25 protein-coding genes and 1 pseudogene are annotated in these 25,932 nt (G+C 70.4%); 14 read left to right on the forward strand and 12 right to left on the reverse strand.

Annotated elements, in window-relative coordinates; genetic code table 11:
- Positions 1-11 precede the first annotated feature (11 nt).
- Both GUY59_RS12670 and GUY59_RS47440 read left to right on the forward strand, forming a co-directional pair.
- Positions 12-1,346, forward strand: a complete 1,335-nt coding sequence (locus GUY59_RS12670) for a hypothetical protein (RefSeq protein ID WP_138200840.1) — start codon at positions 12-14, stop codon at positions 1,344-1,346.
- A gap of 215 nt (positions 1,347-1,561) precedes the next feature.
- A complete protein-coding gene (locus GUY59_RS47440) occupies positions 1,562-1,723 on the forward strand; it encodes a hypothetical protein (RefSeq protein ID WP_165959714.1) in 162 nt (53 codons plus the stop codon).
- Positions 1,724-1,880: 157 nt separating this feature from the next.
- Here the strand turns inward: GUY59_RS47440 and GUY59_RS12675 are convergent, their stop codons facing one another.
- The 7 genes from GUY59_RS12675 to GUY59_RS12705 form a co-directional block, all read right to left on the reverse strand.
- On the reverse strand, positions 1,881-2,162 hold the full coding sequence (locus GUY59_RS12675; RefSeq protein WP_132334374.1) for a metal-sensitive transcriptional regulator: 282 nt from the start codon (positions 2,160-2,162) through the stop codon (positions 1,881-1,883).
- Between the two features lie 47 nt (positions 2,163-2,209).
- Positions 2,210-3,277, reverse strand: a complete 1,068-nt coding sequence (locus GUY59_RS12680) for a glycosyltransferase (RefSeq protein WP_138200839.1) — start codon at positions 3,275-3,277, stop codon at positions 2,210-2,212.
- Entirely contained in the window at positions 3,274-4,086 is an 813-nt protein-coding gene (locus tag GUY59_RS12685; protein WP_138200862.1) for a hypothetical protein, read from the reverse strand. Before GUY59_RS12685 ends, GUY59_RS12680 begins: the two co-directional genes overlap by 4 nt.
- Positions 4,087-4,235: 149 nt before the next feature.
- Positions 4,236-6,341, reverse strand: a complete 2,106-nt coding sequence (locus GUY59_RS12690; protein WP_138200838.1) for a (Fe-S)-binding protein — start codon at positions 6,339-6,341, stop codon at positions 4,236-4,238.
- A gap of 138 nt (positions 6,342-6,479) precedes the next feature.
- Entirely contained in the window at positions 6,480-7,088 is a 609-nt protein-coding gene (locus tag GUY59_RS12695) for a TetR/AcrR family transcriptional regulator (RefSeq protein WP_138200837.1), read from the reverse strand.
- A gap of 13 nt (positions 7,089-7,101) precedes the next feature.
- Complete coding sequence (locus GUY59_RS12700) at positions 7,102-7,875, reverse strand: class I SAM-dependent methyltransferase (RefSeq protein ID WP_252374927.1); 774 nt, start codon at positions 7,873-7,875, stop codon at positions 7,102-7,104.
- Complete coding sequence (locus tag GUY59_RS12705; protein WP_138200836.1) at positions 7,872-8,681, reverse strand: sugar phosphate isomerase/epimerase family protein; 810 nt, start codon at positions 8,679-8,681, stop codon at positions 7,872-7,874. The genes GUY59_RS12700 and GUY59_RS12705 overlap by 4 nt, the downstream gene beginning before the upstream one ends.
- A 132-nt stretch (positions 8,682-8,813) precedes the next feature.
- Between GUY59_RS12705 and GUY59_RS12710 the strand changes: the two genes are divergently transcribed.
- From GUY59_RS12710 to disA, 7 genes are all read left to right on the forward strand, one after another.
- Positions 8,814-9,512, forward strand: a complete 699-nt coding sequence (locus GUY59_RS12710) for a class I SAM-dependent methyltransferase (RefSeq protein WP_138200835.1) — start codon at positions 8,814-8,816, stop codon at positions 9,510-9,512.
- A gap of 41 nt (positions 9,513-9,553) precedes the next feature.
- Positions 9,554-9,922, forward strand: a complete 369-nt coding sequence (locus GUY59_RS12715) for a MerR family transcriptional regulator (RefSeq protein ID WP_138200834.1) — start codon at positions 9,554-9,556, stop codon at positions 9,920-9,922.
- 2 nt (positions 9,923-9,924) lie between these two features.
- Positions 9,925-10,230 carry a thioredoxin gene (gene trxA, locus GUY59_RS12720; RefSeq protein ID WP_132639512.1) on the forward strand — a complete coding sequence of 102 codons (306 nt, stop codon included), beginning with the start codon at positions 9,925-9,927 and terminating at the stop codon, positions 10,228-10,230.
- Between the two features lie 228 nt (positions 10,231-10,458).
- Complete coding sequence (locus GUY59_RS12725; protein WP_138200833.1) at positions 10,459-11,517, forward strand: WD40 repeat domain-containing protein; 1,059 nt, start codon at positions 10,459-10,461, stop codon at positions 11,515-11,517.
- Between the two features lie 273 nt (positions 11,518-11,790).
- A complete protein-coding gene (locus GUY59_RS12730) occupies positions 11,791-14,037 on the forward strand; it encodes a M28 family peptidase (protein ID WP_138200832.1) in 2,247 nt (748 codons plus the stop codon).
- A 52-nt stretch (positions 14,038-14,089) separates the two neighbouring features.
- On the forward strand, positions 14,090-15,493 hold the full coding sequence (gene radA / locus GUY59_RS12735) for a DNA repair protein RadA (protein ID WP_138200831.1): 1,404 nt from the start codon (positions 14,090-14,092) through the stop codon (positions 15,491-15,493).
- Between the two features lie 41 nt (positions 15,494-15,534).
- Entirely contained in the window at positions 15,535-16,611 is a 1,077-nt protein-coding gene (disA, locus tag GUY59_RS12740) for a DNA integrity scanning diadenylate cyclase DisA (RefSeq protein WP_138200830.1), read from the forward strand.
- A gap of 270 nt (positions 16,612-16,881) precedes the next feature.
- Here disA and GUY59_RS12745 read toward each other — a convergent pair whose 3' ends face one another.
- Positions 16,882-17,544 (reverse strand): hypothetical protein, encoded by a 663-nt coding sequence (locus GUY59_RS12745; protein WP_236667098.1) that lies wholly within the window; start codon positions 17,542-17,544, stop codon positions 16,882-16,884.
- Positions 17,545-17,904: 360 nt separating this feature from the next.
- Here GUY59_RS12745 and GUY59_RS12750 point away from each other — a divergent pair, with 360 nt between their 5' ends.
- On the forward strand, positions 17,905-18,780 hold the full coding sequence (locus GUY59_RS12750; protein WP_138200828.1) for an A/G-specific adenine glycosylase: 876 nt from the start codon (positions 17,905-17,907) through the stop codon (positions 18,778-18,780).
- Positions 18,781-18,942: 162 nt separating this feature from the next.
- On the opposite strand, the gene GUY59_RS12755 is transcribed toward GUY59_RS12750, so the two are convergent.
- Together GUY59_RS12755 and GUY59_RS12760 are read right to left on the reverse strand one after the other, a co-directional pair.
- The gene (locus tag GUY59_RS12755; RefSeq protein WP_138200827.1) at positions 18,943-19,359 is read right to left on the reverse strand and encodes a cupin domain-containing protein; all 417 of its coding nucleotides are present in this window, start codon (positions 19,357-19,359) and stop codon (positions 18,943-18,945) included.
- Between the two features lie 14 nt (positions 19,360-19,373).
- The gene (locus GUY59_RS12760; RefSeq protein WP_138200826.1) at positions 19,374-19,751 is read right to left on the reverse strand and encodes a cupin domain-containing protein; all 378 of its coding nucleotides are present in this window, start codon (positions 19,749-19,751) and stop codon (positions 19,374-19,376) included.
- A 60-nt stretch (positions 19,752-19,811) separates the two neighbouring features.
- Between GUY59_RS12760 and GUY59_RS12765 the strand changes: the two genes are divergently transcribed.
- Complete coding sequence (locus GUY59_RS12765) at positions 19,812-20,282, forward strand: MarR family winged helix-turn-helix transcriptional regulator (protein ID WP_132332005.1); 471 nt, start codon at positions 19,812-19,814, stop codon at positions 20,280-20,282.
- A 217-nt stretch (positions 20,283-20,499) separates the two neighbouring features.
- On the opposite strand, the gene GUY59_RS12770 is transcribed toward GUY59_RS12765, so the two are convergent.
- Positions 20,500-21,441: a TIM barrel protein gene (locus tag GUY59_RS12770; protein WP_132332007.1), complete on the reverse strand. Its 942-nt coding sequence runs from the start codon at positions 21,439-21,441 to the stop codon at positions 20,500-20,502.
- Positions 21,442-22,012: 571 nt separating this feature from the next.
- Between GUY59_RS12770 and GUY59_RS12775 the strand changes: the two genes are divergently transcribed.
- The 3 genes from GUY59_RS12775 (at position 22,013) to GUY59_RS12785 (ending at position 25,116) form a co-directional block, all read left to right on the forward strand.
- Positions 22,013-22,969 (forward strand): D-alanine--D-alanine ligase family protein, encoded by a 957-nt coding sequence (locus GUY59_RS12775; protein ID WP_138200825.1) that lies wholly within the window; start codon positions 22,013-22,015, stop codon positions 22,967-22,969.
- Positions 22,966-24,345: a UDP-N-acetylmuramoyl-tripeptide--D-alanyl-D-alanine ligase gene (locus GUY59_RS12780; RefSeq protein WP_132332011.1), complete on the forward strand. Its 1,380-nt coding sequence runs from the start codon at positions 22,966-22,968 to the stop codon at positions 24,343-24,345. Before GUY59_RS12775 ends, GUY59_RS12780 begins: the two co-directional genes overlap by 4 nt.
- Before the next feature lie 78 nt (positions 24,346-24,423).
- Positions 24,424-25,116, forward strand: coding sequence for an aspartate/glutamate racemase family protein (locus tag GUY59_RS12785; protein WP_138200824.1), 693 nt, complete (start codon positions 24,424-24,426; stop codon positions 25,114-25,116).
- Positions 25,117-25,141: 25 nt separating this feature from the next.
- Here the strand turns inward: GUY59_RS12785 and GUY59_RS12790 are convergent.
- Positions 25,142-25,932, reverse strand: a pseudogene (locus GUY59_RS12790) (hypothetical protein); the annotation flags it as partial.

A 25,932-nucleotide genomic window follows, 5' to 3' on the forward strand; every position in this document is an offset into this window, starting at 1 on the left:
CGGCCAGTACGATGACGGCCGTGCGACCTTGGGATGTGTTCACCTCCGCGGAGGCCGAGATCCGGGCGATGGTCGCAGACCCACGCTGGCAGGCGCTTTCGCCGCCCGACCGCGCTCACGTCCTGGCGGCCAGGATCCTCGTGACCCCCGACGGCGACAGGTGGCTGTTCGGCGCCCACGCCCGGTGGCACCTGCACGATCCCGCCGACGGCCGCTGGCTCCTCGCGCCGCCGCCGCGCGGCACGCGGGCGCGTCAGGTGGGCCATCCCGCGGCGGTGCTGCCCGACGAGGTGATCCCGGAGGGCTCCGACTTCCACGCGGAGCCGGGCTCGACCCAGGCGTTCATCGGCCCGGACGTGTCCGAGAGCCTCACGGAACGGGTGCGGGTGCTGCTGCGGGCCGGCGGGCGCAAGTCAGAGCTCGACTACCCGCTGACCGCCTTCGGCGAGATCTTCGCCTCCGACGTGCCGAGCACCGTCGCCGCCGTCTGGGGCACGATCATGTGGTGCGCGTACGCGCCGGCGTTCGACGGCAACGAGCGGCTCATCACGGTGTTCGGCGAATATCTGTGCCGCCCGCTGCCCGGGGACGAGTGGGTGCGCTGGCTGCCCGCGCCGCCGCTGCTCGACCTCACCACCCTCGTGGCCGAACGGCTGCGGGCGGGCCGGCCGAAGGCCGCGCTCAGGCTGGCGGCCGTGATGGCCGACACGGCCCAGATCCTGCTCTCCGACACCCGGTTCAGGCCGCGGGCGCTCGCCCTGCTCACGATGGTCGAGCCCATGCTGCGCCACCAGGGCATCGACGACGCACACGTGGACGAGGAGACCCTGCGCCAGGCGTGGTTGCGGCGCCGCCCCGCGCGGCTGGCCCGGGCGACGCTCGTGGAGAGCGACCCCGCGGCGCACTTCTCGCACTCGGTCTACGACCTCGTGGACACGCTGCGGTTCACGCCCCGCCCGCCGGCGGCCGCGGCGACACTCCTCGCCGACCTGTCCGACTCCCAGGGAGTGCTGCCCGCGCTGCTGGACCACCGGCTCAGGATGGCGTACGACGAACTGGCGCGGGCCGGGCTCACCGGCACCTCGGCGAGGGAGCAGACCGAGCCCGACGGCTTCCCCGTGCAGGGGCGGCCCGGCGGGGTGTCGACGGCGCCCGCGCCGGTGGCCGAGATCGCGCCGCCCGACCGCGGGAGCACGGCGGCGGTGCTGGGGGCCGCGTACGCCATGGGGCTGGCGTGGAGCAGGCTGACGGGGGCCAAGCTGCCGGAGCGGGGGCTGGCGGGACAGGCGGCACTCGTGCGTAAGATCATTCACCAACGCGATGATCGTCACACAGGTCACACGTAAAGCACTAATACCGATATTTCACCCTAACTCCGCCTATATCGTTCCATCACTTGCGATAACAGGAAATTCGCTGAATTGTGATCTGCGCCTCGGGAAATGATCCCCCTGGGGCCCCCATGGCGCGGAAAGGAATGACCCCGATGGGCCATGTCGCCTGAAGGGTCTTCGCCGTAACCTCGAAGAGGGTGTGGGCTGCGGAAGGAAAGGACGACGCGGTGGGGCACAACGACCTGGACTCTCGGGTCCACGACCGTGTCGCGTTGGACGAGATTGCGCTCTACGCCGAGGTGCTCACCGCCGTGGCAGTCAGTGAACGGCGGCTGACCTTGGACGAACTCGACGACGCGCTCGGATTGCGGACTTCAGCGAGTCACTAGTAAAGATCATTTAATTTCTGGCCCCGGGAACCGGGTTCCTGACTCCTCCGAGTCCAGGACGATGGTTTCCGGGGTTTCACATAACTAGTCATCCCGCCACCCGTCTCCTACGTACGGACGAGGTCCCCATTACGTACGGACTAGCCTCCATCGGTCCCTACGAGCGGACGAGGCGGGCGATCGCCGCCGAGGCCTCCTTCACCTTCGCCTCGGCCTCCGGGCCGCCGTTGTTGATCGCGTCGGCCACGCAGTGGGAGATGTGCTCCTCCAGCAGCCCCAGCGCCACCGCCTGCAGCGCGCGCGTGGCCGCGGAGACCTGGGTGAGCACGTCGATGCAGTAGGCGTCGTCGTCCACCATGCGCTGCAGGCCCCGGATCTGCCCCTCGATCCGCCTGAGTCGCGTCAGATAGGCCTGCTTGTCTCCGCTGTACCCATGCATGCTTCTACGGTACCCGTAACCCGTATAGCCGGGCCGCGCCGCGAACCTCACCTGAGGCCGGCGATCAGCTTCTCCCACTGGTCGGCGACCTCGTCGGCCGCGTGGCGCACCGCGGTGTCGAGCGCGCCCGCGGCGAGGGAACGCCGCCTGCGCTCGTCGTCGATCAACGCCAGCAGCGCCACCGCGAACGGCTGCGGGTCGGCCTCGACGTCGGGCACCAGCACGCCGTTATAGCCCGTCGCGACGAACTCCTTCGCCCCCCTGGCCCCTTCGAGCGCCACCACGGGCACCCCGCAGCCCATGGCCTCCAGCACCGTCATGCCGAGATCGTCTCCGCGCGAGGCGCTGGCCACGATCGACGCCTTGGCGAACTCGCCGGCCAGGTCGGGGGTCGTGCCCATGAAGTAGACGTGGTTGTGCAGGCCGAGTTCGCTGACGAGCGCGCGCAGCCGCCGCTCCTCAGGGCCGCCGCCGTAGAGCCGCAGCGCCCAGTCGGGCCGCTTGTCCACGATGATGGCGAACGCCCTGATGAGCCGGTCGTACGCCTTGACCGCCACCAGGCGCCCGCCGGTCGCAACGATCCTGTTGTCCATCCGCGAGCGCGGCCACGGCCCGGCGGGCAGCGCGTCCAGCAGGGCGTGCACGGGCGGCCCTCCGCTGAGGAGCTTCGCCCACTCCTCCTGGGCGGAGTCCGTGGCCGTCACGACGGCGTTGAGGCGCGGGTAGAAGCGTTGGACGGGGCCCGGCACGGCCGGCCTCCCCCACTCCCTGGCGATCTTGAGGATCTCGCGCGGCGCGTGCTTGGCGGCCTGCACGCTCAGCCCCGGCCTGGTGGTGATGAGGATGTCGGTCCTGAGATTGCGCAACATCCGCCAGAGCGCCACCTCGGTGCGCACCTGGCCGCGCGGCAGCAGATGCCTGACCCCCGGTCTGGCGTCGATCACGCTGCGCATGGACACGCCGGGGCCGACGGGGAAGAACGGTTTCTCCTTCTGCCGCCTGACGCTGATCACCTCGACGTCGTGGCGTTCGGCGAGGGCGGTGGCGAGGTTGAGCGTGGCGCGCACGTCGCCGCGCATGCCGTACGCGGACGTGAGGACCAGGCTGACCTTCATCCGCCCACCTCGATCCGCAGCTCGTCGTCAGAGGTGTAGCAGGGTCTGATCGGCACGCCGTCGACCGTGGCCGACGGATAGTGCAGCCGCCGTCGTTTTCCGTCGACGTCGTCGAGCCGCGCCCCCAGCTTCATCGGCGTGGCCACTCCCTCCACCCGGAGCGCCGGTTCCCACGAGCCGAAGCTCGCGGGATCCTCCCCCTCCTGGTGGTCGGCCGCCAGGACGTCGACGAGCGAGACGGCCGCGTGGAAGCGCACGCCCTGCACGGTGGCCGTGGCCGACACCCGGGCGCTCGTCTGCCTGCGGTCGAGGGTCAGCATCGCCTCGTGGCGGCAGTCGTCGTCCTCCAGCCCGGTGTAGGCCAGCAGGCCCATCACCTCGAAGCGGCCTTCCCTGAACCAGATGGCCCGCACCTCGGCCACCGGCTCCGCCTCGGAGATCTTCAGCGCCAGGTAGCCGTTGCGGGTGCGGTAGGAGCGGTAGGCGAGGGTGCGCCTGCACAGCGCGTACGCGTCGAGATGGTCGAGGGAGAAGCCGGGATCGACGCTGCGGAGCCTGACCCGTTTGCCGTCGTGGCGCAGATAGGCGTCCCAGCGTCCGGCGCTGAGCTCCAGCGGCGCGAGCGAGACCGCGAGCGTGGCCTCGCGTGCCCGCGCGCCTGGTGTGCCGAGCAGCACGTCGCGTTCCACCCCCGTGGTGCGGTGCCTCAACACCAGTTCGGTGCCGTCCTGCAGTGGTTCGTCGATGGCAAGCCGGAGAGAGAGAACGTCGGCCAGAGTGACTTCGGCGTCCGTCACCACGACGCCCATCACGAGCCCCCTCCCCGTCGAATAGAGCCATGCGACGTTGAGGTTACCGTGATTTTCCCGTTATGTGGATGCCAGATTTGCTGTTCCCCACCCCTATTGACGTGCAGAACTCCTCCACAAGGGCTGTGGAGGAGTCCGACTTGGGGTGGTCAGGAAGCGCCCTTGACCGATTTGATCAACAGCTGGGCGACGTCCACGACTTCGAGCGATTCCTTGGCTTCACCACTGTTCTTCTTCTCGCTGATGGCGTCGCCGAGCATCACCATGCAGAACGGGCACGCGGTCGAGACGGTGTCAGGATCGGTGGTCAGAGCCTCGTCGACGCGCTCGGTGTTGATGCGCTTGCCGATCCGCTCCTCCATCCACATGCGGGCGCCGCCGGCGCCGCAGCAGAAGCCGCGGTCCTTGTGGCGGTGCATCTCCTGCGTCTTGACGCCCGGCACCTTCGCCATGATGTCGCGGGGTTGTGAATAGACCTTGTTGTGGCGGCCGAGGAAGCACGGGTCGTGGTAAGTGATCTTCTCCTCGATGGGCGTGACGGGGGTGAGCAGGCCCTCGTCCACCAGCTTCGCCAGCAGCTGCGTGTGGTGCACGACCTCGTACGTGCCGCCCAGTTGCGGATATTCGTTGGCCAGGGTGTTGAAGCAGTGGGGACAGGTCGCCACGATCTTCTTCACACCCGCGTCGTTGAGCGTCTCGATGTTCTGCTGGGCGAGCATGTTGAACAGATATTCCATGCCGAGGCGCCGGGCCGGGTCGCCGGTGCACGCCTCCATCGGGCCGAGCACCGCGAATTTCACGCCCGCGATGTGCAGCAGCTCCGCCACGGCCTTGGTGGTCTTCTTGGCGCGGTCCTCGAGCGCGCCCGCGCAGCCCACCCAGAACAGGTATTCGGCGTCGGCGGGCATCGTGTCCTCTACCACCTCGACCTCGAAGTCGAGCTCCTCGATCCAGTCGGCCCGCTTCATCTCGGACATGCCCCACGGGTTGCCCTTGTTCTCCAGGTTCTTCACCATCACCCCCGCCTCGGACGGGAACGACGACTCGACCATCACCTGGTAGCGGCGCATGTCGAGGATGTGGTCGATGTGCTCGATGTCCACGGGGCACTGCTCGACGCAGGCGCCGCAGTTGGTGCACGACCAGATCACGTCGGGGTGGATCACACCCTCCTCGCCCACCAGCGGCTTCTCCAGCAGCGCCAGCACGTCGGTGTCCTTGTGCTGCTGCTCGGCCTCGGCGGCCATCAGGTAGGGGGCCGCCGCGAAGGCGTGGTCGCGCTGGTCGAGGATGAGCATCTTCGGCGACAGCGGCTTGTCGGTGTTCCAGGCGGGGCACTGCGACTGGCAGCGGCCGCACTCCGTACAGGAGTAGAAGTCGAGGAAACCCTTCCACGTGGTGTCGGCGATCTTGCCGCGGCCGAGCCGCTCGGGGTCGAGGTCCTCGTCCTCGAAGTCGACCGGCTTGCCGTCGACGCGCATCTCGACCGCCGCGCCCATGGCGTCGGGACGCCGGGAGAAGAGCACGTTGAGCGGCGCGGTGAAGATGTGCAAATGCTTGGAGTTCACCACGATGACCAGGAACACCAGCATGAAGCCGATGTGCAGGAGAAGGCCGATCTCCTCCAGCAGCGTGCTGCGCGGCAGCACGTCGCCGAGCGCGAGCGAGACGAACGCCCCCGAGGAGTAGGGGAAGTTGCCGTTGGCGGCGGCCGCGCCGCGGGCCAGGAAGAGCGTCCAGATGATGTTGAAGATCATGAACAGGACGAGCCACGCGCCGCCCAGGTGGGACCCGGAGAAACGGGACCGGCGGCCGAGCGCCTTCGGGGAGTTCTTGATCCTGATGGCCGCGAAGGCGACCAGGCCGAGCAGGCAGGCCACCGCGATGAAGTCCTGCAGGAAGCCGAGCGCGCCCCACGTGCCGATGAGCGGGATGTGGAAGTCGGGCGTGCCGGTGATCGCCCCCTGGATGATCGCGCCGTACGCCTCGATGTAGACGGTCAGCAGGATGAAGAACGCCCACATGACGAAGAAGTGGGCGACGCCCGACGCGGTCCACTTGAGCAGCTTGCGCTGACCGAACACCTCGACGAGCTGCGCCTTGATCTCGTCGGCCACGTGCGTCCTGGCGTACTCGACGCGCTCGGGCGCAGGTGGCCCCACGGTCGCGAGCTTGTACAGGAACAGCACCCTGCGGCCGGCGACGGCCACCGCCAGGACGGTCATGACAAGCCCGATGATGGCTACCCAGAGCACGGGGTCCTCCCACAGACGACGTTGGCTGTCAGCGTACGGTCACTCGCCTCGCAGCCCTCCACTGCGATCCTACCCACGGGTAACATTGCCGTGGTACGCGACATACCCTATGGTCACCGCCGCTGACAGAACAATGCTCTACCCTGTGAAGTACCTCTGGATCGTCGGCGCCAGCAACTCGACCAGCTCGTCATGACTCGCGCTCGCCAGCGGCTCCAGCCCGATCACATAGCGCCCCATGATCACGCCGAACATCTGGGCGAAGGCCGCCTCGATCCGCAGATGCGGCACCTGGAGACGGTCGGCCACCTGGTGGAGCAGCGCGTTCGAGATGAACTCACGGAACATCACCCGCACCCGGTCGTTGGTCATGGCCGAGCGGATGAGCGCCACCATCGGCTCGCGGGTCTCCGGCGTGGCGGTCACCTCCAGGAGCATCCTGACGAGGCGCTCGCCGAGCTCCTCGCGCGGGCCGGCGAGCAGCAGGGGGACGACCACCTCCGGCGTGATCGGCAGCTGCATGGCCGCCGCGAACATGCCTTCCTTGGTGTCGAAATAGTGATGCACCAGGGCCGGGTCGACCCCCGCCTCCCTGGCGATGCCGCGTACGGTCGCCTTGTCGAAGCCCTTCTCCGCGAACACCTTCCTGGCCGCCGCCAGGATCTCGCCCCGCGTGTCGGCGGAGCCCGGCCTGCGCCCGGGCCGGCGCCTGACCGTCTTCTCCTCCGAGGCCCTCCCCCGCTTCAAACCTTCCCCCGCGTCACCGGCCCACCGCCAGGTAGACCCGCATCGGCACGGACAGCACGCCCTCGGGGAAGACCTCGCGCAGCTCGGCCCGCTGCCGCTCCACCAGCTCGTCGGCCCGCCGCGGCGACAACGCCGCCATGTAGGAATGGGAACGCAGGCCGAGCAGGAAGTCCTCGATGCCGACCAGCCTGGTCCACGGGATCCACCGCTCCTCGACCACCTCGAAGGCCGAGGCGATGGGTGGCGCCGACCACCGCTCGACCGCCGGCCCCCAGTAGGAGGGCACCTCCTCCGCCAGCCGGGCTTCGTACGCGGCCAGCCATTCCGCCTGCGCGGCGTGCGCGAAGTTCCAGCAGCCCGCGATCGTGCCTTCCGGCCGCAGCACGCGCCTCGCCTCGGCGATCGAGGCAACCGGGTCGAGCCAGTGCCACGACTGGGCGTAGATCACCAGGTCGGCGACGCCTTCGGCCAGCGGCAGGGTGTTGCCGTCGGCCAGCAGGGCCGTGACGGGCACGCCCTCCTCCTCACGGCTCCGCGACACCAGCCTGGCCAGCATCTCGGCGCCCGGGTCGACCGCGATGACCTGTGTCCCGCGCGACCTCAGCGCCCGCGTCATGATGCCGGTGCCCGCGCCCACGTCGACCGCGGTGGCGCCGTCGAGGTCGACGCCGGACACCTCGGTGAGCGCGCGGTAGAGCTCGTCGGGATAGCAGGGCCTGCCCGCGTCGTACGCGTCGGCCACCCGGTCGAACACCCTGCCCAGATCCTTGATCGGCCCGTTGCTCACGTGGACGCCGCCAGGTGCAGGCGGGCGAAGGCCAGCGCCTCGGCGAGGTCGTCGATGCGCTCGGTGCGGCTTGCCGCCTTGCGGGTGTTGATCTCGAGCACGACGAGGCCCGAGTAGCCGTTGCCCGCCAGACGCTCCAGGACCTGCGCGCACGGCTGGTTGCCCCGGCCCGGCACCAGGTGCTCGTCCTTGTTGGTCACCCCGAGGCCGTCGGCCAGGTGCAGGTGGGCCAGCCGGTCGCCCAGCTTGACGGCCATCTCCATGGCGTCGGAGCCCGACACGGCCGTGTGCGACAGGTCGAGCGTGATCTGAGGGAAGGCGTAGTCGATCGGATTCCAGTCGGGGGAGTAGGGGACCACGTCGTTGCCCCTGGCTCGCAGCGGGAACATGTTCTCCACAGCGAAGACGACGTCGGTCTCGTCGCGCATCCTCGCCAGGCCGTTCTCGAAGTCGCGCGCGTAGTCGCGCTGCCAGCGGAACGGCGGATGGACCACGACCGTCGAGGCGCCCAGGCGTTCGGCCGCCTTCTGCGCCTTGACCAGTTTCGCCCAGGGGTCGCGACCCCACACCCGCTGGGTGACCAGCAGGCAGGGGGCGTGGATGGCCAGGACGGGCAGCTCGTAGTGGTCGGAGAGCCGCTCGATCACGTCGATGTCCTGGCTCACGGGGTCGGCGCCGACCATGACCTCGACGCCGTCATAGCCCAGGCGCGCGGCCAGCTCGAACGCGTCTGGAGTGCGTTCCGGATATACCGAAGCAGTGGACAATGCGATCTTCGCATTGGGCACGCGGATGACATCAGCCACGTTGCCAGCCTAAGCGGGTCACGCCGATCTGGCGCGCGAGCCCACGTGACGAGCCTGTGTCGAGCGGCCCACAACCGTCACGCAGGCGCAACCAGGGGCGCCGCGGGGCGCGCAGCGCCTAGCGTTGGAGCCATGGCACGGATAGCGAACGGTGCGATCCCCAGCCCGAACATCTGGAACGCGCCGCAGATCTACGAGCTCGAGAACCGCGCCGTCGACCCCGAGGGCGCGGCCGACGCGGCGATGCGGGAGCTGCGCCCCTGGGACGCCGCGACCGTGCTCGACATCGGCTGCGGCACCGGCTACCACCTGCCGGTCCTGGCCGCGTCGGCGTCCCGCGTCATCGGCGTCGAGCCGCACGGGGACCTGGCCGCCCTGGCCCGCCGCCGCTGCGCCGGCCTCGCCAACGTGACCGTGCACGCCGCCGCCGCACAGGACCTGCCGCTGCCCGACGCGAGCGTGGACGTGGCGATGGCGCGCTGGGCGTACTTCTTCGGCCCCGGCTGCGAGCCCGGCCTGCGCGAGCTGTCCAGGGTCGTACGTCGTGGCGGCGCGGCCTTCGTGCTCGACCTCGACGCGACGCGGGGGTCGTTCGGCCGCTGGTTCTCGCACACCGTACCCACCTACTCGCCCCGCGACGTCGAGGCGTTCTGGGTCCGTCACGGCTGGCAACGGCGGCCGCTCGACCTCAGGATGGCCTTCGAGCGGCGGGCGGACCTGGAGGCGGTGCTGCGCATCGAGTTCGCTCCCGGCGTGGCCGAGCATGCCGTCGCCGAGATTCCCGGCCTGGAGATCCCCTATCCGAACGTACTTCGCTGGCGCCACTTCTAGGGCTTGACCTTGACGTCGGTGTCAACGTTTACCGTGGTTGTATGCGCATCGGAGAGCTGGCGGAACGCACAGGGGTGAGCCCGCGCTCGCTCCGCTACTACGAGCAGCACGGCCTGCTCAGCGCCCGCCGCGCGGCCAACGGCTACCGCGAATACGGCGAGGAGGACGTCAGGCTGGTCTCCGAGATCAGGGCGCTGCTCAGCGTGGGCTTCACGCTGGAGGACACCCGGCCGTTCCTCGACTGCCTGCGTCGCGGGCACAGCTCGGGCGGCGCGTGCGCCGAGTCGGTCGAGGTCTACGAGCGCAAGCTCAAGGAGATCGACGAGGAGATCCGCGCCCTGCTCGCCCGCCGTGCCGAGGTGGCCGCCCAGCTCGCGCAGTCCTGTCCGGGTTGTTTCGTAAGGGGATGAAGATGATCACATTGACCACTGACAACTACGAGGAGCAGGTGCTCAGGAACGACAAGCCGGTGCTGGTGGAGTTCTGGGCCGAGTGGTGCGGGCCGTGCCGGATGGTGGGCCCCGTACTCGAGCAGATCGAGGCCGAGCACGGCCTGACGATCGGCAAGCTCGACACCGACGCGCACCCCGAGATCATGGCTCGGTACGGCGTGATGGCGGTGCCGACGATGCTGTTGTTCGAGAACGGCGAGCCGGTCAAGCAGATCGTGGGAGCCAAGCCGAAGCGCATGCTGGTCGCGGAGCTGGGCCTGACTTGAGGCCACGGACGACCGACGTGACCCCAGACGACCGATGTGACCCCCGGACGATCGACGAGACCAACAGAGGCCCGACGAGACCCGCGGACGACCAACGAGACCACGAAGGCGCGACGAGACCACGAAAGCCGACTAAGGGGTCGCGCGGATAGGCGGCTGGCCGCCGTCCGGATCGGTGTGCTGAGCAGAAGACGGTTGGCGAGCCGATTGTCAGAGGAGGTTGCCAGGATGTTCGCCATGACCGTTCACTCTCCCTTGATCTCCAGCCTGCCTCCGTCGTGCCACGAGATCGTGGACTTCGATCTCGTCACTCTCGACGGCAAGTTGATCCTCGTCGGCAGCCCCGGGCAAGACCGGCGTGCGTGCACCTGGGATCCGGCCAGCGACCGCTGGACACATCACGAGCTCGACATCGTGGACGAGCGCTTCCCGCTCACGGACCTCACTGCGATCGGTGCTGCGGTGGTGGACGGCCGGATCGTGATCGGCGGCGGAGGTGACCACCAAGGCTTCGCCATGTGGGATCTGGAGACAGGCAAGGTTCGGCTGAGCGCACAGGAGGGCGGCACGGGCTCGGTGGTCAGGGCCGATTTCGGTGATCGCTCGATACTGCTCGTGGGATTCGTCGGAACTTGGGGCGTGCAGTTGTGGGACCCGTCCGGTGCCGAGCCGGAGGACTGGGGTGACGGCGATGGCGACCTTGACGACCAGGACGATTCGGTGACAGAGCCGGAGCAGCCCTCGCCTTATGACTCTCTCGTGGACATCGAGGAGCTGGAATGCCGGTCGGGCGCCAGTAGCGCCGCCGCGGCGGGACTGCTGGCAGGCCGGCCGGTCGTGGTGGCCGGCGGCCGGGATGGTGGCGTGCTGGTGTGGGGCATCGAGGAAGAGCGGCACCTCGTCGAATTCGACGACCTCGAGGAGAAGCCCACCGAGTTCGCCCTGGCCTCGGTCGACGGTCGTATGTGGGTGGTCGCAGCGGGCGGGCAGAGCATCGTGCTGGGAGACCCCGAATCCAGCGGTTGGGGCGAACCCTTCACCGTGCCCGGGGGCGAAATCAGGTGCTTGACCGCGGGAACCGTGTACGGTCGTGCGTTCGCCGCCACCGGCGCGATGGACGGTACCATCTGCGTGTGGGACCTGGCCGAGCGCCGGCTGCTGGACCGGCCGCTCCAGGGGCACGGCAGCGAGGTGTTCGGACTGCGGGTGGCCGATCTTGACAGCCGCCCGGTGATCATCAGTAGTGCTCACAACGACTCGGTCCACCTCTGGGAGTTCCCGTCGTAGAGGTCATGGGCAGCGGTTCGGGCGTTCGTCCCAGCGGTGGGTGGTCCGTGCTCGGCGGATGAGGCTGCCATGATCACCAAGCCCTGTGCCCGTTCTGCTGCCGGGTCCCCCCACGCCTATCTGCGCGCCCTCAAAGGCACGGAGGAGCCCGACGTAAGCCGCGGAGCCCGACGTGGGTCGCGGAGGCGGGCCTGGTGTAAACCCTTCGGCTGACGTGCGAGATCGTCCCACGGGTTGATTCGCTGGGCGGGCCGTCGAGCCTACCGTTGCCGCATGGCCCGCCACGCTCTGCTCGGACTGCTCGCGCTCGCGGCGCTGCTCGCGGTCACGCTCGTCGACCTCGCGCCCCCCGCGCCGCTCGCCGCCGACGCGCCCGCAGGATCCTTCAGCGCCGTCAGGGCGCACGAGCACCTCCAGATCATCGCCAGGGCGCCGCATCCGGTCGGGTCCGCCGAGCACGCCCGCGTGCGTGACCATCTGATCGCCGAGCTGCGTGAGCTCGGCCTGGACGTGCGCGTGCAGGAAGGCGTCGGCGTCCTGCCCCTCGACGACTACGACGACGCCGTCCCCATGGGCCGGATGCGCACCATCGTCGCCACCCGGCCAGGCACCGACCCGACGGGCAAGGTGGTCCTCGCCGCCCACTACGATTCGGTGGCCGCGAGCCCCGGCGCCTCCGACGACGGCGCGGGCGTGGCCACGATCCTCGAGGTCGCCAGGGCTCTTCCTGACAAGGCGAGGAACGACGTGGTCTTCCTGCTCACCGACGGCGAGGAGGACGGTCTGCTCGGCGCGGAGGCTTTCACCAGGAAGGGCTTCCCCGGCGAGGGCACCGTGGTGGTGCTCAACAACGAGGCGCGCGGCAACCGCGGCACCGTGCAGACGTTCCGCACCTCGCCGGGTGCCGCGCCGCTCATGTCTCTGTACGGCTCCGTCGCGCCGCACCCGTCGGCCGACTCGGCGTTCGCCGCGGTCATGAGCGTGTTGCCGAACAACACCGACTTCCACGCCTTCGGCCGGGCGGGCTGGCTGGGGATCGACTCGGCGTTCGTCGGAGGCGGGGCCTACTACCACTCGCCCCTCGACGACCCCGCGCACCTCGACCAGGGATCGTTGCAGCAGATGGGCGCCAACTCGCTGGCCCTCACACGCGCCTTGGCGGTGACCGACCTGGCCTCGATGAAGTCCGGCGACGAGCTGGTCTACTTCACCGTCCCGGGGCTGCTGGTCCGCTATCCGGCCTGGCTGGAGCCGGTCGTCGCGGGCGCCGCGCTGGTGCTGGCGGGCGTGCTGGTCCGGGTGCTGCGCCGACGCACCGGCTCCCGCCCACCGTCCAGGGACGGAACGGCGTCCACGTCGCACAAGCCCGAACATGGGACGGCGTCTGCGCCGCACACGCCCGACCACAAGACGGCGTCCGTGCCGCGCACCTTCGCGGCGGCCGGGCTCGCGTTCGTGCTGGTGGCTGTCACCGCCGCAGCCGGTTACGGCCTGTGGCCGCTGCTCCAGCTCATCAGGCCCGAATACGCCGGCATGCTGGCCGGCGACCCTTACCGGCCGTGGCTCTATCAAGCGGGGCTGCTGGTGGTCACACTCGCCCTCGTGCTGGCCGTCCGCCGGTTCGCCGTGCACGGAGCCTCGTCGGTGCTGCTGGTGGCGCTGCTCGGCGTGCTGTTCGCCGTGCTGTCACCCGGCGGCTCGCACACGCTGACCTGGCCGGCGCTGTTCGCGGCGGCGGGGTGGCTGGTGGCGCGGCGGGTGCGCGGCGACGGGCGGCAGGTGCTGGCGCTGACCCTGGGGTCGACCCCCGCCGTCATGCTGCTGGGGGGCACCGCGGTGGGCTCGCTGGACATCGGGCTGCAGTTCGGCGGGGTGCTCGCGGCGCCGCACTTCGCGCTCATGCTGCTGCTGTTGCTGCCGCTCATCGATCGCGTACGCGTACGCGGCCTGCCTGTGGCGGCGGCCGTCACCGCGGTGGGGCTGATCGTGGCCGGGCTGGCGGTGGACCGGTTCGACGCCGAGCACCCGCGGCAGGTCCGGCTGGCCTACGCCATGGACGAAGGCAGCGGGCAGGCCGTCTGGGGCAGGCTCACCGATGAGGCGGGCAACGACGGGAAGCGGTGGTTCGGCCAGGACGGATGGGCGACCGAGCCGGCCCCCAAGGCCGCCGTTCTCCGCGCGCCCGCCCTCGACGTGCTCAAGGACGAGAGCGCCGCGGGCAGGCGTACTCTGACCCTCCGGCTCACCCCGGCAGGCACACCCCTCGTCGGGCTCAGCGTCGAGTCACGTCTGGGGCCGCTCGTGGTGGACGGGAGAGAGCTGCGTACCGGAAACGGGTTCACCTATCATGCGCCCTCCGGGCCGCTGGAGGTCACCCTCGTGGTGCGGGCCGGCGAGACGACACGGGTCCGGGTCTTCGGGCGGGGCTACGACCTGTCGGTGGTGCCGGGATACGAGCCGCCTGCCGAGACCGCCGTCATGGGGCCGCAGGCCACGGTGTTCCGCGAGGTGACGGTGTGACGCCCGGGGCGGGGCTCGAAGATTGTCGGTGCCTGCCGCTAGCCTGCTCCGCATGGCCAAGACTGCCCCGAAACCTGGATACCGCTGCGCCGAGTGCGGCTGGCGCACCACGAAGTGGGTCGGCCGGTGCGGCGAGTGCCAGGCGTGGGGCACGGTCGACGAGGAGGGCGCGCGGGGCGTCAACGTCGTCCAGGCCGGCGCCACCACCGCCCCCGCCCTGCCGATCGGCCAGGTCAAGGCCGAGGTGGCGGCCGCCCGCACCACCGGCGTCGCCGAGCTCGACCGGGTGCTCGGCGGCGGCCTCGTGCCGGGCGCGGTGGTGCTGCTGGCGGGTGAGCCGGGCATCGGCAAGTCCACGCTCCTGCTGGAGGCCGCGGCCCGCGTCGCCGAGCGGGAGACGGTCCTCTACGTGACGGGTGAGGAGTCGGCGGCCCAGGTGCGCCTGCGCGCCGACCGCATCGGCGCCATCCAGGACCGCCTCTACCTCGCCGCGGAGACCGAGCTGTCGGCCCTGGTCACCCACGTGGACAAGGTGCAGCCGACCATGCTGGTGGTCGACTCGGTGCAGACGGTGGGCTCCGCCCAGGCCACCGGCGTGCCCGGCGGGGTCACGCAGGTTCGCGAGGTGGCGGCCAACCTCGTGCGCCTCGCCAAGGAGCGCAACATGGCGACCGTGCTCGTCGGCCACGTCACCAAGGAAGGCTCGATCGCCGGCCCGCGCACGCTCGAGCACCTGGTCGACGTCGTGCTCAACTTCGAGGGCGACCGCCATTCCAGGCTCCGCATGGTGCGCGCGATCAAAAACCGGTTCGGCCCCACCGACGAGGTCGGCTGCTTCGACCTGCACGAGCGGGGCATCGAGGGCATCACCGACCCGAGCGGCCTGTTCGTCTCGCGGCGCAGCGAGCCGGTGCCCGGCACCTGCGTCACCGTCACGGTCGAGGGCACCCGCCCGCTGCCCGCCGAGGTTCAGGCCCTGGTGGCCCGCACCGACGCCCAGCAGCCCAGGCGCACGTCGTCGGGGCTCGACACCTACCGCGTGCAGATGATCCTCGCCGTGCTGGAGCGCCGGCTCAACGCCCGGCTGGGCGGGTGCGACGTGTTCACCGCCACCGTGGGCGGCATCAAGCTGGCCGATCCCGCCATCGACCTGTCGGTCATGCTGGCCGTCGCCAGCGCCGCGGGAGACAAGCCGCTGCCCGCCGGTCTGGTGGCGCTCGGCGAGGTGGGCCTGGCGGGCGAGCTGCGTCCGGTCAAAGACGTCCGCAGGCGGCTGTCCGAGGCGGCCAGGATGGGTTTCAAGCGCGCCCTCGTGCCCGCCGGATCCCTCGAAGAGGGCGGCCGTCGCCGTAACGGGCAGCGTGCTCTGGTGCCCGTGGGGCCGGTGGCGTTCGCCCCCGGTTTCGAGGTCGTCCAGGCGGAGAACGTCTGGGACGCACTCACACACGTCACATAAGCGAGGCTAAGCTGGGCGTGACCGATCGACACGGGGGTCAGGTGGATAGGAGTCTTGACGACCGTCGTCGCGAAGCCCTGGCAGCTGTGGCCCCGGGCACTCCGCTGCGCGACGGCCTGGAGCGCATCCTGCGCGGGCAGACCGGCGGGCTGATTGTGCTCGGCTACAACCGGGTCGTCGAAGAGGTCTGCAGCGGCGGGTTCGAGCTCGACGTCGACTTCTCGGCCACCCGGCTGCGCGAACTGGCCAAGATGGACGGCGCCATCGTCCTGAGCGGCGACCACAAGATCGTGCGCGCTGCCGTGCACCTCGTGCCCGACCCCGCCATCCCCACCGACGAGTCCGGCACCCGCCACCGCACCGCCCAGCGCGTCGCCCGGCAGACCGGCCTGCCGATCATCGCCATCAGCAAGTCGATGCGCATCATCGCCCTCTACCTCGACGGCATCCGCTATGTCCTGGAGGAGTCGGCGGCGATCCTGTCGAAGGCCAACCAGGCTCTTGCCACGCTCGAACGTTACAAACACCGTCTCGACGAGGTCTCCGGCACCCTGTCGGCCCTGGAGATCGAAGACCTGGTCACGGTCCGTGACGTGGCCGCCGTCGCCCAGCGCCTCGAAATGGTCAGGCGCATCTCCGACGAGATCAAGGGCTACGTCGTCGAGCTGGGCACCGACGGCCGGCTGCTGTCCCTGCAACTCGACGAGCTCGTCGCCGGGGTCGACTCCGAGCGGGAGCTGGTCATCCGCGACTATCTCCCCGCGCCCGCCGGCCGCCGCCAGCGCCGCCTGGTCGAGGCTCTGCACGACCTCGACAAGTTGTCCGGCAACGAACTGCTCGACCTCGCGGTGGTCGCCCAGGTGCTCGGCCACAACGGCACCGACATGCTCGAGACCCCGGTGAGCCCCAGGGGGTTCCGGCTGCTCGCCAAGGTGCCCCGCCTGCCCGCCACCGTGGTCGACCGTTTGGTCAACCACTTCGGCGGGCTGCAGAAGCTGCTCGCCGCCAGCATCGACGACCTGCAGGCGGTGGGCGGCGTCGGAGAGTCGCGGGCGCGCAGCGTACGTGAGGGCCTGTCGCGCCTCGCCGAGTCCTCCATCCTCGAACGTTATGTCTGAGTGCCGGCCGGAAGCGTGTGGAGTTCCGCGGCCGGCCCTGTGACCGGGAACGTCTGCAGGCTCGGTCAGTCCGATCGCCTGCTTTCCCACCTTCATGAGGTCTGGCGAGGGAGGCCGTCGAGTTCTCCCCGGCCGGTGCACCAGAGTGGAGTCTCCGGGCAGGGCGGCAGGGAAGAGCCTGGTTGCGTATTGCCGCGCTCAGCGGTGCTGGTGGCAGTCGGTCGACGGACAGTCCCTGCCCCAACCAGGCGAACCTTTCCGGTCACAGCACTAACGCAGGTGGAAGACGCCCTTGCCGCTGCGGAGTTCGCCCATGCGCGCGGTGGCCACGTACGTGCCCGGCAGAGCGGCCGCCGAGGTGGCCTGGCAGTCTGCGCTGGAGCGGCGGCGGTCCCATTCCACTGACCTCACGTGGGGCACTCCCCGCTGGAGCTCCTCGACCTCCGTACCCGATCCGCTCACGCAGTCGGCGTTCGACCAGATGCGGTCCGCCCCCGAGGTGATGCGGATCTCCATGGCCCGCGGCCCCACGTCGGCCGTGCACATCACGGGCCCGGTGTTGACCAGCGTGACCAGGAAGGTGGGCCGGGCGTCGCCGGCGTAGATCTGCTCCTTACCGCTCTGGAGGCTCAGCACCAGGTCTTCCTCGGCGCAGGGCTGTCCTGGCTGTTTCTGCTCGGCGGTGGGGGTCGGTGTGGTGGTGGCCGTCGGCGTCGGCGACGGGCTGGCCGTGCCGAGGGCGAGCGTACGCAGCCCGGCGAGCAGCGGGTCCGCGCTGGGCGTGGGGCTCGGTGACGACTGCGCGCTCGACGTACGGCCCGGTCCGCTGCCGCCGCTGGAGCACGCCCACGCCACCACGGCCACCACGACGAGAACCGCCACCAGCACGCTCATCCGACGCCGCCAGTAGACGTCACCGCCGTCGCCGCGCATCGAATCCGGGTCCATCGGGTTCGCGCGGTGCTCCCCACCTGCTTCACCAGGTGGAGGACCCCGCGCTCCCTCCCTTCCGATCTGGTCGGTTCCTGTGGTCGTTGCCTTGCCGGTCGTGAGAGTCGGAAAGCGTGTGTGCGCAGGTCGCTCGCTCACGTCCCCGTTGCGCCCCACCAGCGAGCGGGCCGCCGCGCTCGAGCAGTGTGTGAGGGCTCGCCCTTCGCCAGGCCGTGCCAACGACTCGGCAAGAAGCCTCTCCCTTCAGGGAGCGGAGGAGTCACCACGCTCAGCATGGTAATTGTCCAGCCACGAAGAGTGACGACACGCCGAAGGCCGCGAACTCGGCATACGCTTGACCGCGTGGTTGAGCCGAACCTCCTACACGCCCCCGTTCTCGACTGGTACGCCGACAACGCCCGGGACCTCCCGTGGCGTGCCGCCGACGCCACACCGTGGGGTGTGCTGGTCAGCGAGATCATGCTCCAGCAGACCCCGGTCACCCGCGTCCTGCCCGTCTGGCACGAATGGATGGCCCGCTGGCCCACGCCCAAGGCGCTGGCCGCCGAGCAGCCGGGCGAGGCCGTACGCCACTGGGGCCGGCTCGGCTATCCACGCAGGGCGCTGCGGCTGCACGCGTGCGCCAGGGCCGTCACGGAGGAGTACGGCGGCGAGGTGCCGTCCGACCACGCGACCCTGCTGTCGTTGCCCGGCATCGGCGAATACACCGCCGCCGCGGTCGCCAGCTTCGCCTACGGCGGCCGCCATCCCGTGCTCGACACCAACGTGCGCAGGGTGTTCGCGCGGGCGGTGCGCGCCGAGGAATACCCGCCCACGGCCACCTCGGCGGCCGAGCGGCGGCTGGCGGAGGAACTCCTGCCCGAGCTGGACGCGCCCCGCTGGGGCGTGGCGGTGATGGAGCTCGGCGCCCTCGTCTGCACGGCCCGCGCGCCACGCTGCGCCGACTGCCCGATCACCCACCTGTGCGCGTGGCGGCTGGCCGGCAAGCCGCCACACTCCGGCCCCGCCCGAAAGGGCCAGACGTACGCGGGCACCGACCGCCAGTGCCGCGGCCGCCTTCTCGCCGTGCTCCGGTCAGCTCACGGACCGGTCCCGAAGGCGGCGCTCGACGCCGTGTGGGACGACGCGGTGCAGCGCGAACGCGCCCTGGACGGGCTGGTGGCCGACGGCCTCGCCGAGCCCCTCGACGACGGCACGTACCGCCTCCCCCACTCCTGACCCCCGGCTTCCGGAGACACCCGCCTCCTGGCTCACCGCTTCAGCAGGGCACGAAGCGCGACGGGCCGCTGTCCGAGCGACGGCCGCCTGGCGGAACGGCGTCAAGGCACCACGCGCCGCCTGACCGGCACGACGGGTGCGAGGTGCCGCTGGGCGAGGTTGTCAGCGGGCCCAGGGTGGGACGGTACGTTCCGTGCCCTCGGGTGCCAGGTCGCAGGCGTCCGGTTCTGACACGCCGCCAGGGTTGTAGACGCGGGCCCCAGAAGGCGCCGCGACGATGGAGACGAACCCTCGCTCGGCGTCGGCGAACATCTGCCTGCTCACGTCGGCGGGCAACACCATGGTGTCCCCGGGGCCGACCTCGTACCGCTCGTCACCGAGATCGACGACGGCCGCGCCGTCGAGCCAGGTCCACACCAGCTCGGCGTCGAACGCGTGCACCGGCCCCGCCATGCCGGGACGGGCCTCCACCCGCCACACGGCCTGCTCAGCCCCTCCCTGCGACGGTGAGGCAAGTGTGGTCATGACGCCGTTGGGCGTCTCGATCCTGCGGGAACCAGTGGACTGGACAACGGCCATAGTGATCACCCTCCTCAGACGATCCACGGCGGAACGCCGTAGTCGGCGCCGTCCTCGGCGAGAGCCCTGGCACCAGCCGGGGCGGTGACGACGGCGGTGTAGCCGCTGCCGGGGTCGGCGAGCACGCGCCGCACCGTGCGCGGGGGCATGACGACGGTGTCGCCCGCCGCGACCTCGAACCGGTCACCGCCCAGTTCGACCACGGCAGCTCCGGCCGTCCAGTTCCACACCTGCTCGCTGTCGAAGTCGTGTACGGGCCCGCACGTGCCCGGCTCGACGTCCACGCGCCACATCGCCCGCGAGGCCCCTCCCTGCGACGGCGAGGCGAATGTCGTCATGACCCCGGCAGGGGTCCGCGTCCGCCGCGCCTCGGCGTCACGAATGACAGTCACGCCCTCAACCTCCTAAGATAGGCAACCAAGTTGTCCATATAGTCAATCAGGTTGTCTAACATGTCAAGTGACGCCCCCGGCTTCGAACTTCCGCTCCGCCTGCTGCTCGCCTTCAGGGTGCTGATCGACGAGCTGCACGACGAGCTGGCCCGCCAAGGTCACCCGGACCTGCGGCCCATGCACGGGTTCGTCATGCAGGCGATCGGCCCGCGCGGCACCACCGCCGTCGAACTGGGCCGCATGCTCGGCGTCTCCAAACAGGCCGCGGGCAAGACCATCGACACCCTCGAACGCCTTGGCTACGTCGAACGCACCACCGACTCGCACGACACCCGGCGCAAGATCACCCGGCTCACGCCGTACGGTATGGACGCGCTGACCCGCTCGGCCCGCATCTTCGACGACCTGCGCGCCCGCTGGGCGGACGAACTCGGTGAGGACCGGCTGCACGCCCTCGAAGCCGACCTGCGCAGGCTCACCCCGGACGGCCTCTGGCGCCTGGACACCCCGGGCTGGTTCGGCTCCCTCTGACCGGCGGACCGGGCGATCCGCGCGCTTCCAGCACGATGCCGCGGGCGAGGACGCACTGCTGGAGCCGGCAGCGGGTACCCAAACGGCGACCTCCGCGCACCCGCCGAGCGCGTCAGGGCCGCCGCCCGCGACGCCGTGCCCGCCCGCGCCGGGCGTCGTAGGCCCTCCGCCGCTCGGGGACGACGTCGAGGAACGCCGAGCCGCGTCCGGGCGGGCGCTAGGCGGCGAGCTGCAGGCCCAGGCTGGTCAGGTTCGTACGGGCCCAGGCCAGCTCGTCGGCGAGCAGCGACACCAGCGCCCCCGGCCCCTTGGCCCGCCCAGGCACCATCAGGTTGTGCGTCTCCACCTCGATGTGCGCACTCCCGCTGACCGCCCCCGACAACATCGCCGTCAGCGTGTCGTGCAACACGGCGCCCGTGCTGCTCGGCGTCTCCCCCGTGTGGCTGTGTACGTGCCCCAGCTTGACCACCGGCGCGCCGGCCTCCGCCAGCCCCTTGAGCGCCACGCCCGCCTCCTCCGCTCCGCCAGCCAGGTGGCAGGCGTCCAGGCACACGCCCAGGTGCTCGGAGTCGATGCCGCACACCCGCTCCAGCGCCTGCTCGGTCGTCTCAAGCACGCACCCGGGCCACGGCTCGAACCCGACCCTGATCGTCTTGCCGGTCACGCTGTAGATGCCGCGCAGCTCGCGCGCCAGTCGTTCGAGCCGGCGGGTGGCGATGGAGTGCAGGTCGGCGGGCCAGTCGCGGCGCCAACCGATCGGTATGGTGGAAATGCTCCCGAACCGTACGTCGTCGGGAAGCAGGAACGCCAGGATCTTGGCCAGGGCCATCGTGTAGCGGTAGCGCTCGGGCTTGGCCCAGTCGGGGCCGGGCACGTCCTGGTTGCGTCCCCCCGTGCCGTTGAGGCTGACGACCTCGAGGCCGCGCTCCTCCAGGGAGCGTCGCAGGCGTACGAGCTCGATGCGGTCGGCCGTCAGGTGGTCGGCGACGGCCGGCGACAACCACAGCCCGATGCCCATGCGCTCGACCCCCAGCCGCTTGCGCACGGGCACGGCGTAGCGGGTCAGATGGGCGATCAGGTTCTCCAGGTCCTCAGCGGGGTGGACGCCTGCGTTGTAGGCGAGGTGAACGAGCGTTCCGTCATCGTGACGCAGGCGCATCGGTTTCCTCCAGGCTTGCGTTGTGTCTTCCCGTCGCCCGCCTCGGACGTGCGAACCCTGTGAGCATGCCTGCCGACGGGTGGCGAGCGCGTCCGCCCTGGGTTGACTTCGTACTACTCCCGGGGGAGCAGTCACACCAAGGCGAAGCTCTACACAGTGTAGTACTACTTTCGGTGGCGAAACACCTCGGCACTGAACAATCGGGCAACGACCGCATCCGGCGGAGCTCTCGACGCGCGGATCTTGCAGGGAACGTCATGTTAGAGGCACGGTCCGTCACACCGGGCCGGATTGACGAATTCACGGCCCTCTGAACGGTTCATCATGCCGCTGAGCGCCTAGCGCCCACTCCAGGACAACCCGGCACCAGAGCCGCCCTCGCAAGCCCGCAGACAACATCTCAGCCACGGAGGGCAGGCAGGCACACGGCTCTGACGGACGGGCGAGTGTGTCGAACCGGCCCGTCACCCCCCGATCGGCAGCAAAGCGGACACCGAATGGCCTGGTAACCGGTCACGCGAAGAGCCGACACTCGGCGGGCTGGTCCTGCCGTGGGAAAGGCTGATCGATCGTGAGTGAACGCGTGCGCGTGGCCGTGCTGGCGGGCGGACCGTCGGCCGAGCATGAGGTGTCGCTGCAGTCGGCGCAGGCCGTGCTCGACGCTCTGCCCAAAGATCTGTACGAGCCCGTCGCCGTCATCATCGACCGGCAGGGCAGATGGCCGGTGGAGCCGCGACCCGATCTGGCGGACGTGGTCTTCCCCGTGCTGCACGGGCCGTTCGGGGAGGACGGCGTCGTCCAGGGATTCCTGGAGACGCTGGGCATCCCGTACGTGGGCTGCGGCGTGCTGGCCTCGGCCGTGGGCATGGACAAGGTCGCGATGCGGCGCGCGTTCGTGGCGGAGGACATTCCGGTCACTCCCCATGTGTGGTTCACCGAGCATGAGTGGCGCGGCACCACCGACCCCCTGGGTCTGGTGAAGTCGCTCGACTGGCCGATGTACGTCAAACCGGCCGGCATGGGCTCCTCCATCGGCATCTCGCGTGTCACCTCCATGGAGGAGCTGCGCGCGGGCGTGGACCTGGCGCTGACCTACGACCGGATGGTCGTCGTCGAGCAGGGCGTGACGGCGCGCGAGATCATCTGCGGCGTGCTCGGCGGCCATGACTCGCCGGACGCATCGGTGCCCGGCGAGCTCATCGTGCCCGGCGACTGGCTCGACTACGAGGCGAAATACCTCAGCGGGGCCGAGATCGCCACCATCCCTGCCGCGCTGCCGGAACGCGTGGCCGAGGACGTACGCGAGCTGGCCCTGCGCGCGTTCCGGGCGATCGGCGGCTACGGCCTGTCCCGTGTCGACTTCCTCTACGAGGAGGACACGGGGCGCCTGTACGTGCTGGAGATCAACACCATGCCCGGTTTCACCTCCCGTTCCGTCTACGCCAGGGCCTGGGCCGCCAGCGACGTCCCGTACCCGGACCTGCTGCACCGCCTCATCGACCTGGCGTTCGCCAGGAGCCGCCCATGATCCCCATGACGCTGAACGAGATCGCGCGGGTCGTCGGCGGGAGCCTCCACGACGTCCGCGACCCGCAGGCGACGGTGACGGCGCCCTCGGCGGTCGACTCCCGCGAGGTGCTGCCCGGCGGCCTGTTCGCCGCGGCGGCCGGCGCCAACGTCGACGGTCACGAATACGCGCCCGGCGCCATAGCGGGCGGCGCCGTCGCCGTGCTGGCCTCTAGGCCCGTCGGTGTGCCCGCCCTCGTGGTCGAGGACGTGCAGATCGCGCTCGGCCTGCTGGCCAGGCACCTGCTCGAACACATCAGCCCGGTCGTGATCGGCCTGACCGGCTCCGTGGGCAAGACCACCACCAAGGACCTGCTCGCCCAGGTGCTCGAACGGCACGCCGCGACGGTCGCCACCGACAGGTCGTTCAACAACGAGCTCGGGCTGCCGCTCACCGTGCTGCGCGCCGATGCCACCACCCGGTACCTGGTGCTGGAGATGGGCGCGGGCAGGAAGGGCGACCTGACGTATCTGACCGGGATCGCACCGCCGCGGGTCGGGCTGGTGCTCAACGTCGGCACCGCACACGTGGAGCGCATGGGAGCCGGGCCCGCCGACGTGGCCGAGGCCAAGGGCGAGCTGGTCGAGGCGCTCCCGGCGGACGGGTTCGCGCTGCTCAACGCCGACGACCCGTACGTCAGGGGGATGGCCGGCCGTACCAGGGCGCAAATCCTGTGGTACGGCCGGTCGGCGGAGGCACAGGTGCGAGCGGGGAACGTGCGGATGACCGACGGGGCGCGGACCGCGTTCGAGCTGGTGACGCCCTCCGGCCGCGCCCCGGTCGAGCTCGACCTCATAGGTGAGCACCAGGTGAGCAACGCCGTGGCCGCCGCCGCCGTCGCCACCGTGCTGGGCCTGGACGCCGCCGAGATCGCCGGCGGGCTGAGCGCCGCACGGCGGCGCTCAGCGGGCCGGTTGGAAATCGCCGAACGACCTGACGGCGTCACCATCGTCAACGACGCCTACAACGCCAGCCCCGACTCCATGCGGGCCGGGTTGCGGGCGGTGAAGGCCCTGGCGGGCGCACGTCGTACCGTCGCCGTGCTCGGCGCGATGGGGCAGCAGGCGGAGGCCTCGCGCGCCCGGCACGCCGAGATGGGCCGGCTCGTCGCCGACCTCCACTTCGACGTGCTGATCGCGGTCGGAGCAGGGGATCCGCTCGCGATGGCTCAGGCGGCGGAGTCGTCGAACCCGGAGATGGCGGTCCACACCGTCGAGGACGTGGCCGAAGCCCTCAGCCTGGCCACCGCGCTGCTCGAACCGGGAGACGTGGTGCTCGTCAAGGCCTCCAGCGAGATCGGGCTCGGTGCGTGCGCCCGCGCGCTGGCCGGCGCCTGACCGTCGCGGCGCGGACGTGGGCATCATCCGGCAATCCATTTTTCTGGCCTTCAGAATGAGCAGGCGAAACGAGGTTTCATGCGCACTATCGGTCTCATTGGCGGGTTGAGCTGGGAATCGACGGTGATCTACTACCAGATCATCAACCAGCGGGTACGCGAGCGACTCGGCGGCAGCCATTCCGCCAACAGCCTCATCTGGTCGGTCGACTATACGACCGTCGAGGACCTCATCTTCGCCGGCCGCTGGGACGAGGTGAGCACGTTGCTGACCGGTGCCGGCGGGAAACTGGCGGATCTCGGCGCCGACCTCCTGCTCATCTGCAGCAACACCTTCAGCCGGGTGGGCGACGACGTGGAGCGGGCCGTGAGCGTGCCCGTGCTGCACATCACCGACGCGCTGGGCGCCGAGATCCGCGCCAGGGGCATGCGCAGGGTCGGCCTGCTGGGCACCCGGTTCACCATGGAGCAGCCCTTCTACCGCGACCGGCTGGCCGCTCACGGCCTCGACGTGGTCGTCCCGCGGCGTGAGCAGCGCGAACTGGTCCACCGCGTGATCTTCGACGAACTGGTGCGCGGCGTGCTCCGGGAATCGTCCAGGGACGCGTACGCCCGGATCATCGATGATCTCGCGGACGACGGGGCCGAAGCCGTCATCCTCGGCTGCACGGAGATCGAACTGCTGGTAGGCGAGAAGGACGGCGCCATCCCGGTGCTGCCGAGCGCTCGGCTGCACGCGGAGGCGGCGGCCGCCTTCGCACTCGCCGGCTGACCGGGTGTGACCACGATGCGGCGGATCAGGTGGACGGGTACGCCGGCGCGCCGGCGCCGTACAGTTCCCGCCGCCACAGGCAGGCGCAGACGCGTTCGACGCCCGCGGCCAGATGGCGGCGGTAGGTGGTGAACGGCAGCCCGAGCCGTTCCGCGGCCAGCGCCTGGGTAGGAGTCCCGCGGAGGAACGTGACGGACAGCGCCCGGTGGAACTTGACCGCACGCGGATCCTCACGCAAGTCATCGATCGCCTGCCGGAGCACGTCGCCCAGCGCCGCGGCAGGATCCTGCCCGGCCCGCTCGGCGACCAGCCTGGTGCGCGTCAGCGGGGAGGCGGCCAGCGCGTCCGGCCGCGACAGCCGGCGCAACGCCTTGCGCACCGCCTCGACGAACTGCGCCTGCGACAACACCTCCAGTTCCGCCGTGGCGGCGCTCGGGCCGCCGGACGGGTGGTTCATGCGCTCCAGCCAGGCCTGCGCCGGCACCGCGCGCCAGTCATGAACGAACAGGGTGTAGCCGTCTTCGCCCAGCCTCTCGGAGAGGGTACGCATCCCGTACTGCCGTAGATGCTCCGCCCATGCCTGGTCCGGATGCCGTAGCGCGATATATGACCATGCCATGCGCTCGGCCCGCAGACAGGTGGCGATCATCCGCCCCCGCATCACCTCCGACAGCGGCGAGTGCTCGCGATACGGCGGCGAGATCCACAGCCGGCTGACCGCCAGGTGTTCACCGGCGCGCAACGGCGTGGTGGCCCGCGCGTGCGCCCACGCGGCGGCCACGACGGGATCGGCCGCCAACTCCTCCTCCTCGAGCT

The organism is Nonomuraea sp. K271 (genome assembly GCF_009908215.1).
GTDB classification, from domain to species: domain Bacteria; phylum Actinomycetota; class Actinomycetes; order Streptosporangiales; family Streptosporangiaceae; genus Nonomuraea; species Nonomuraea longispora.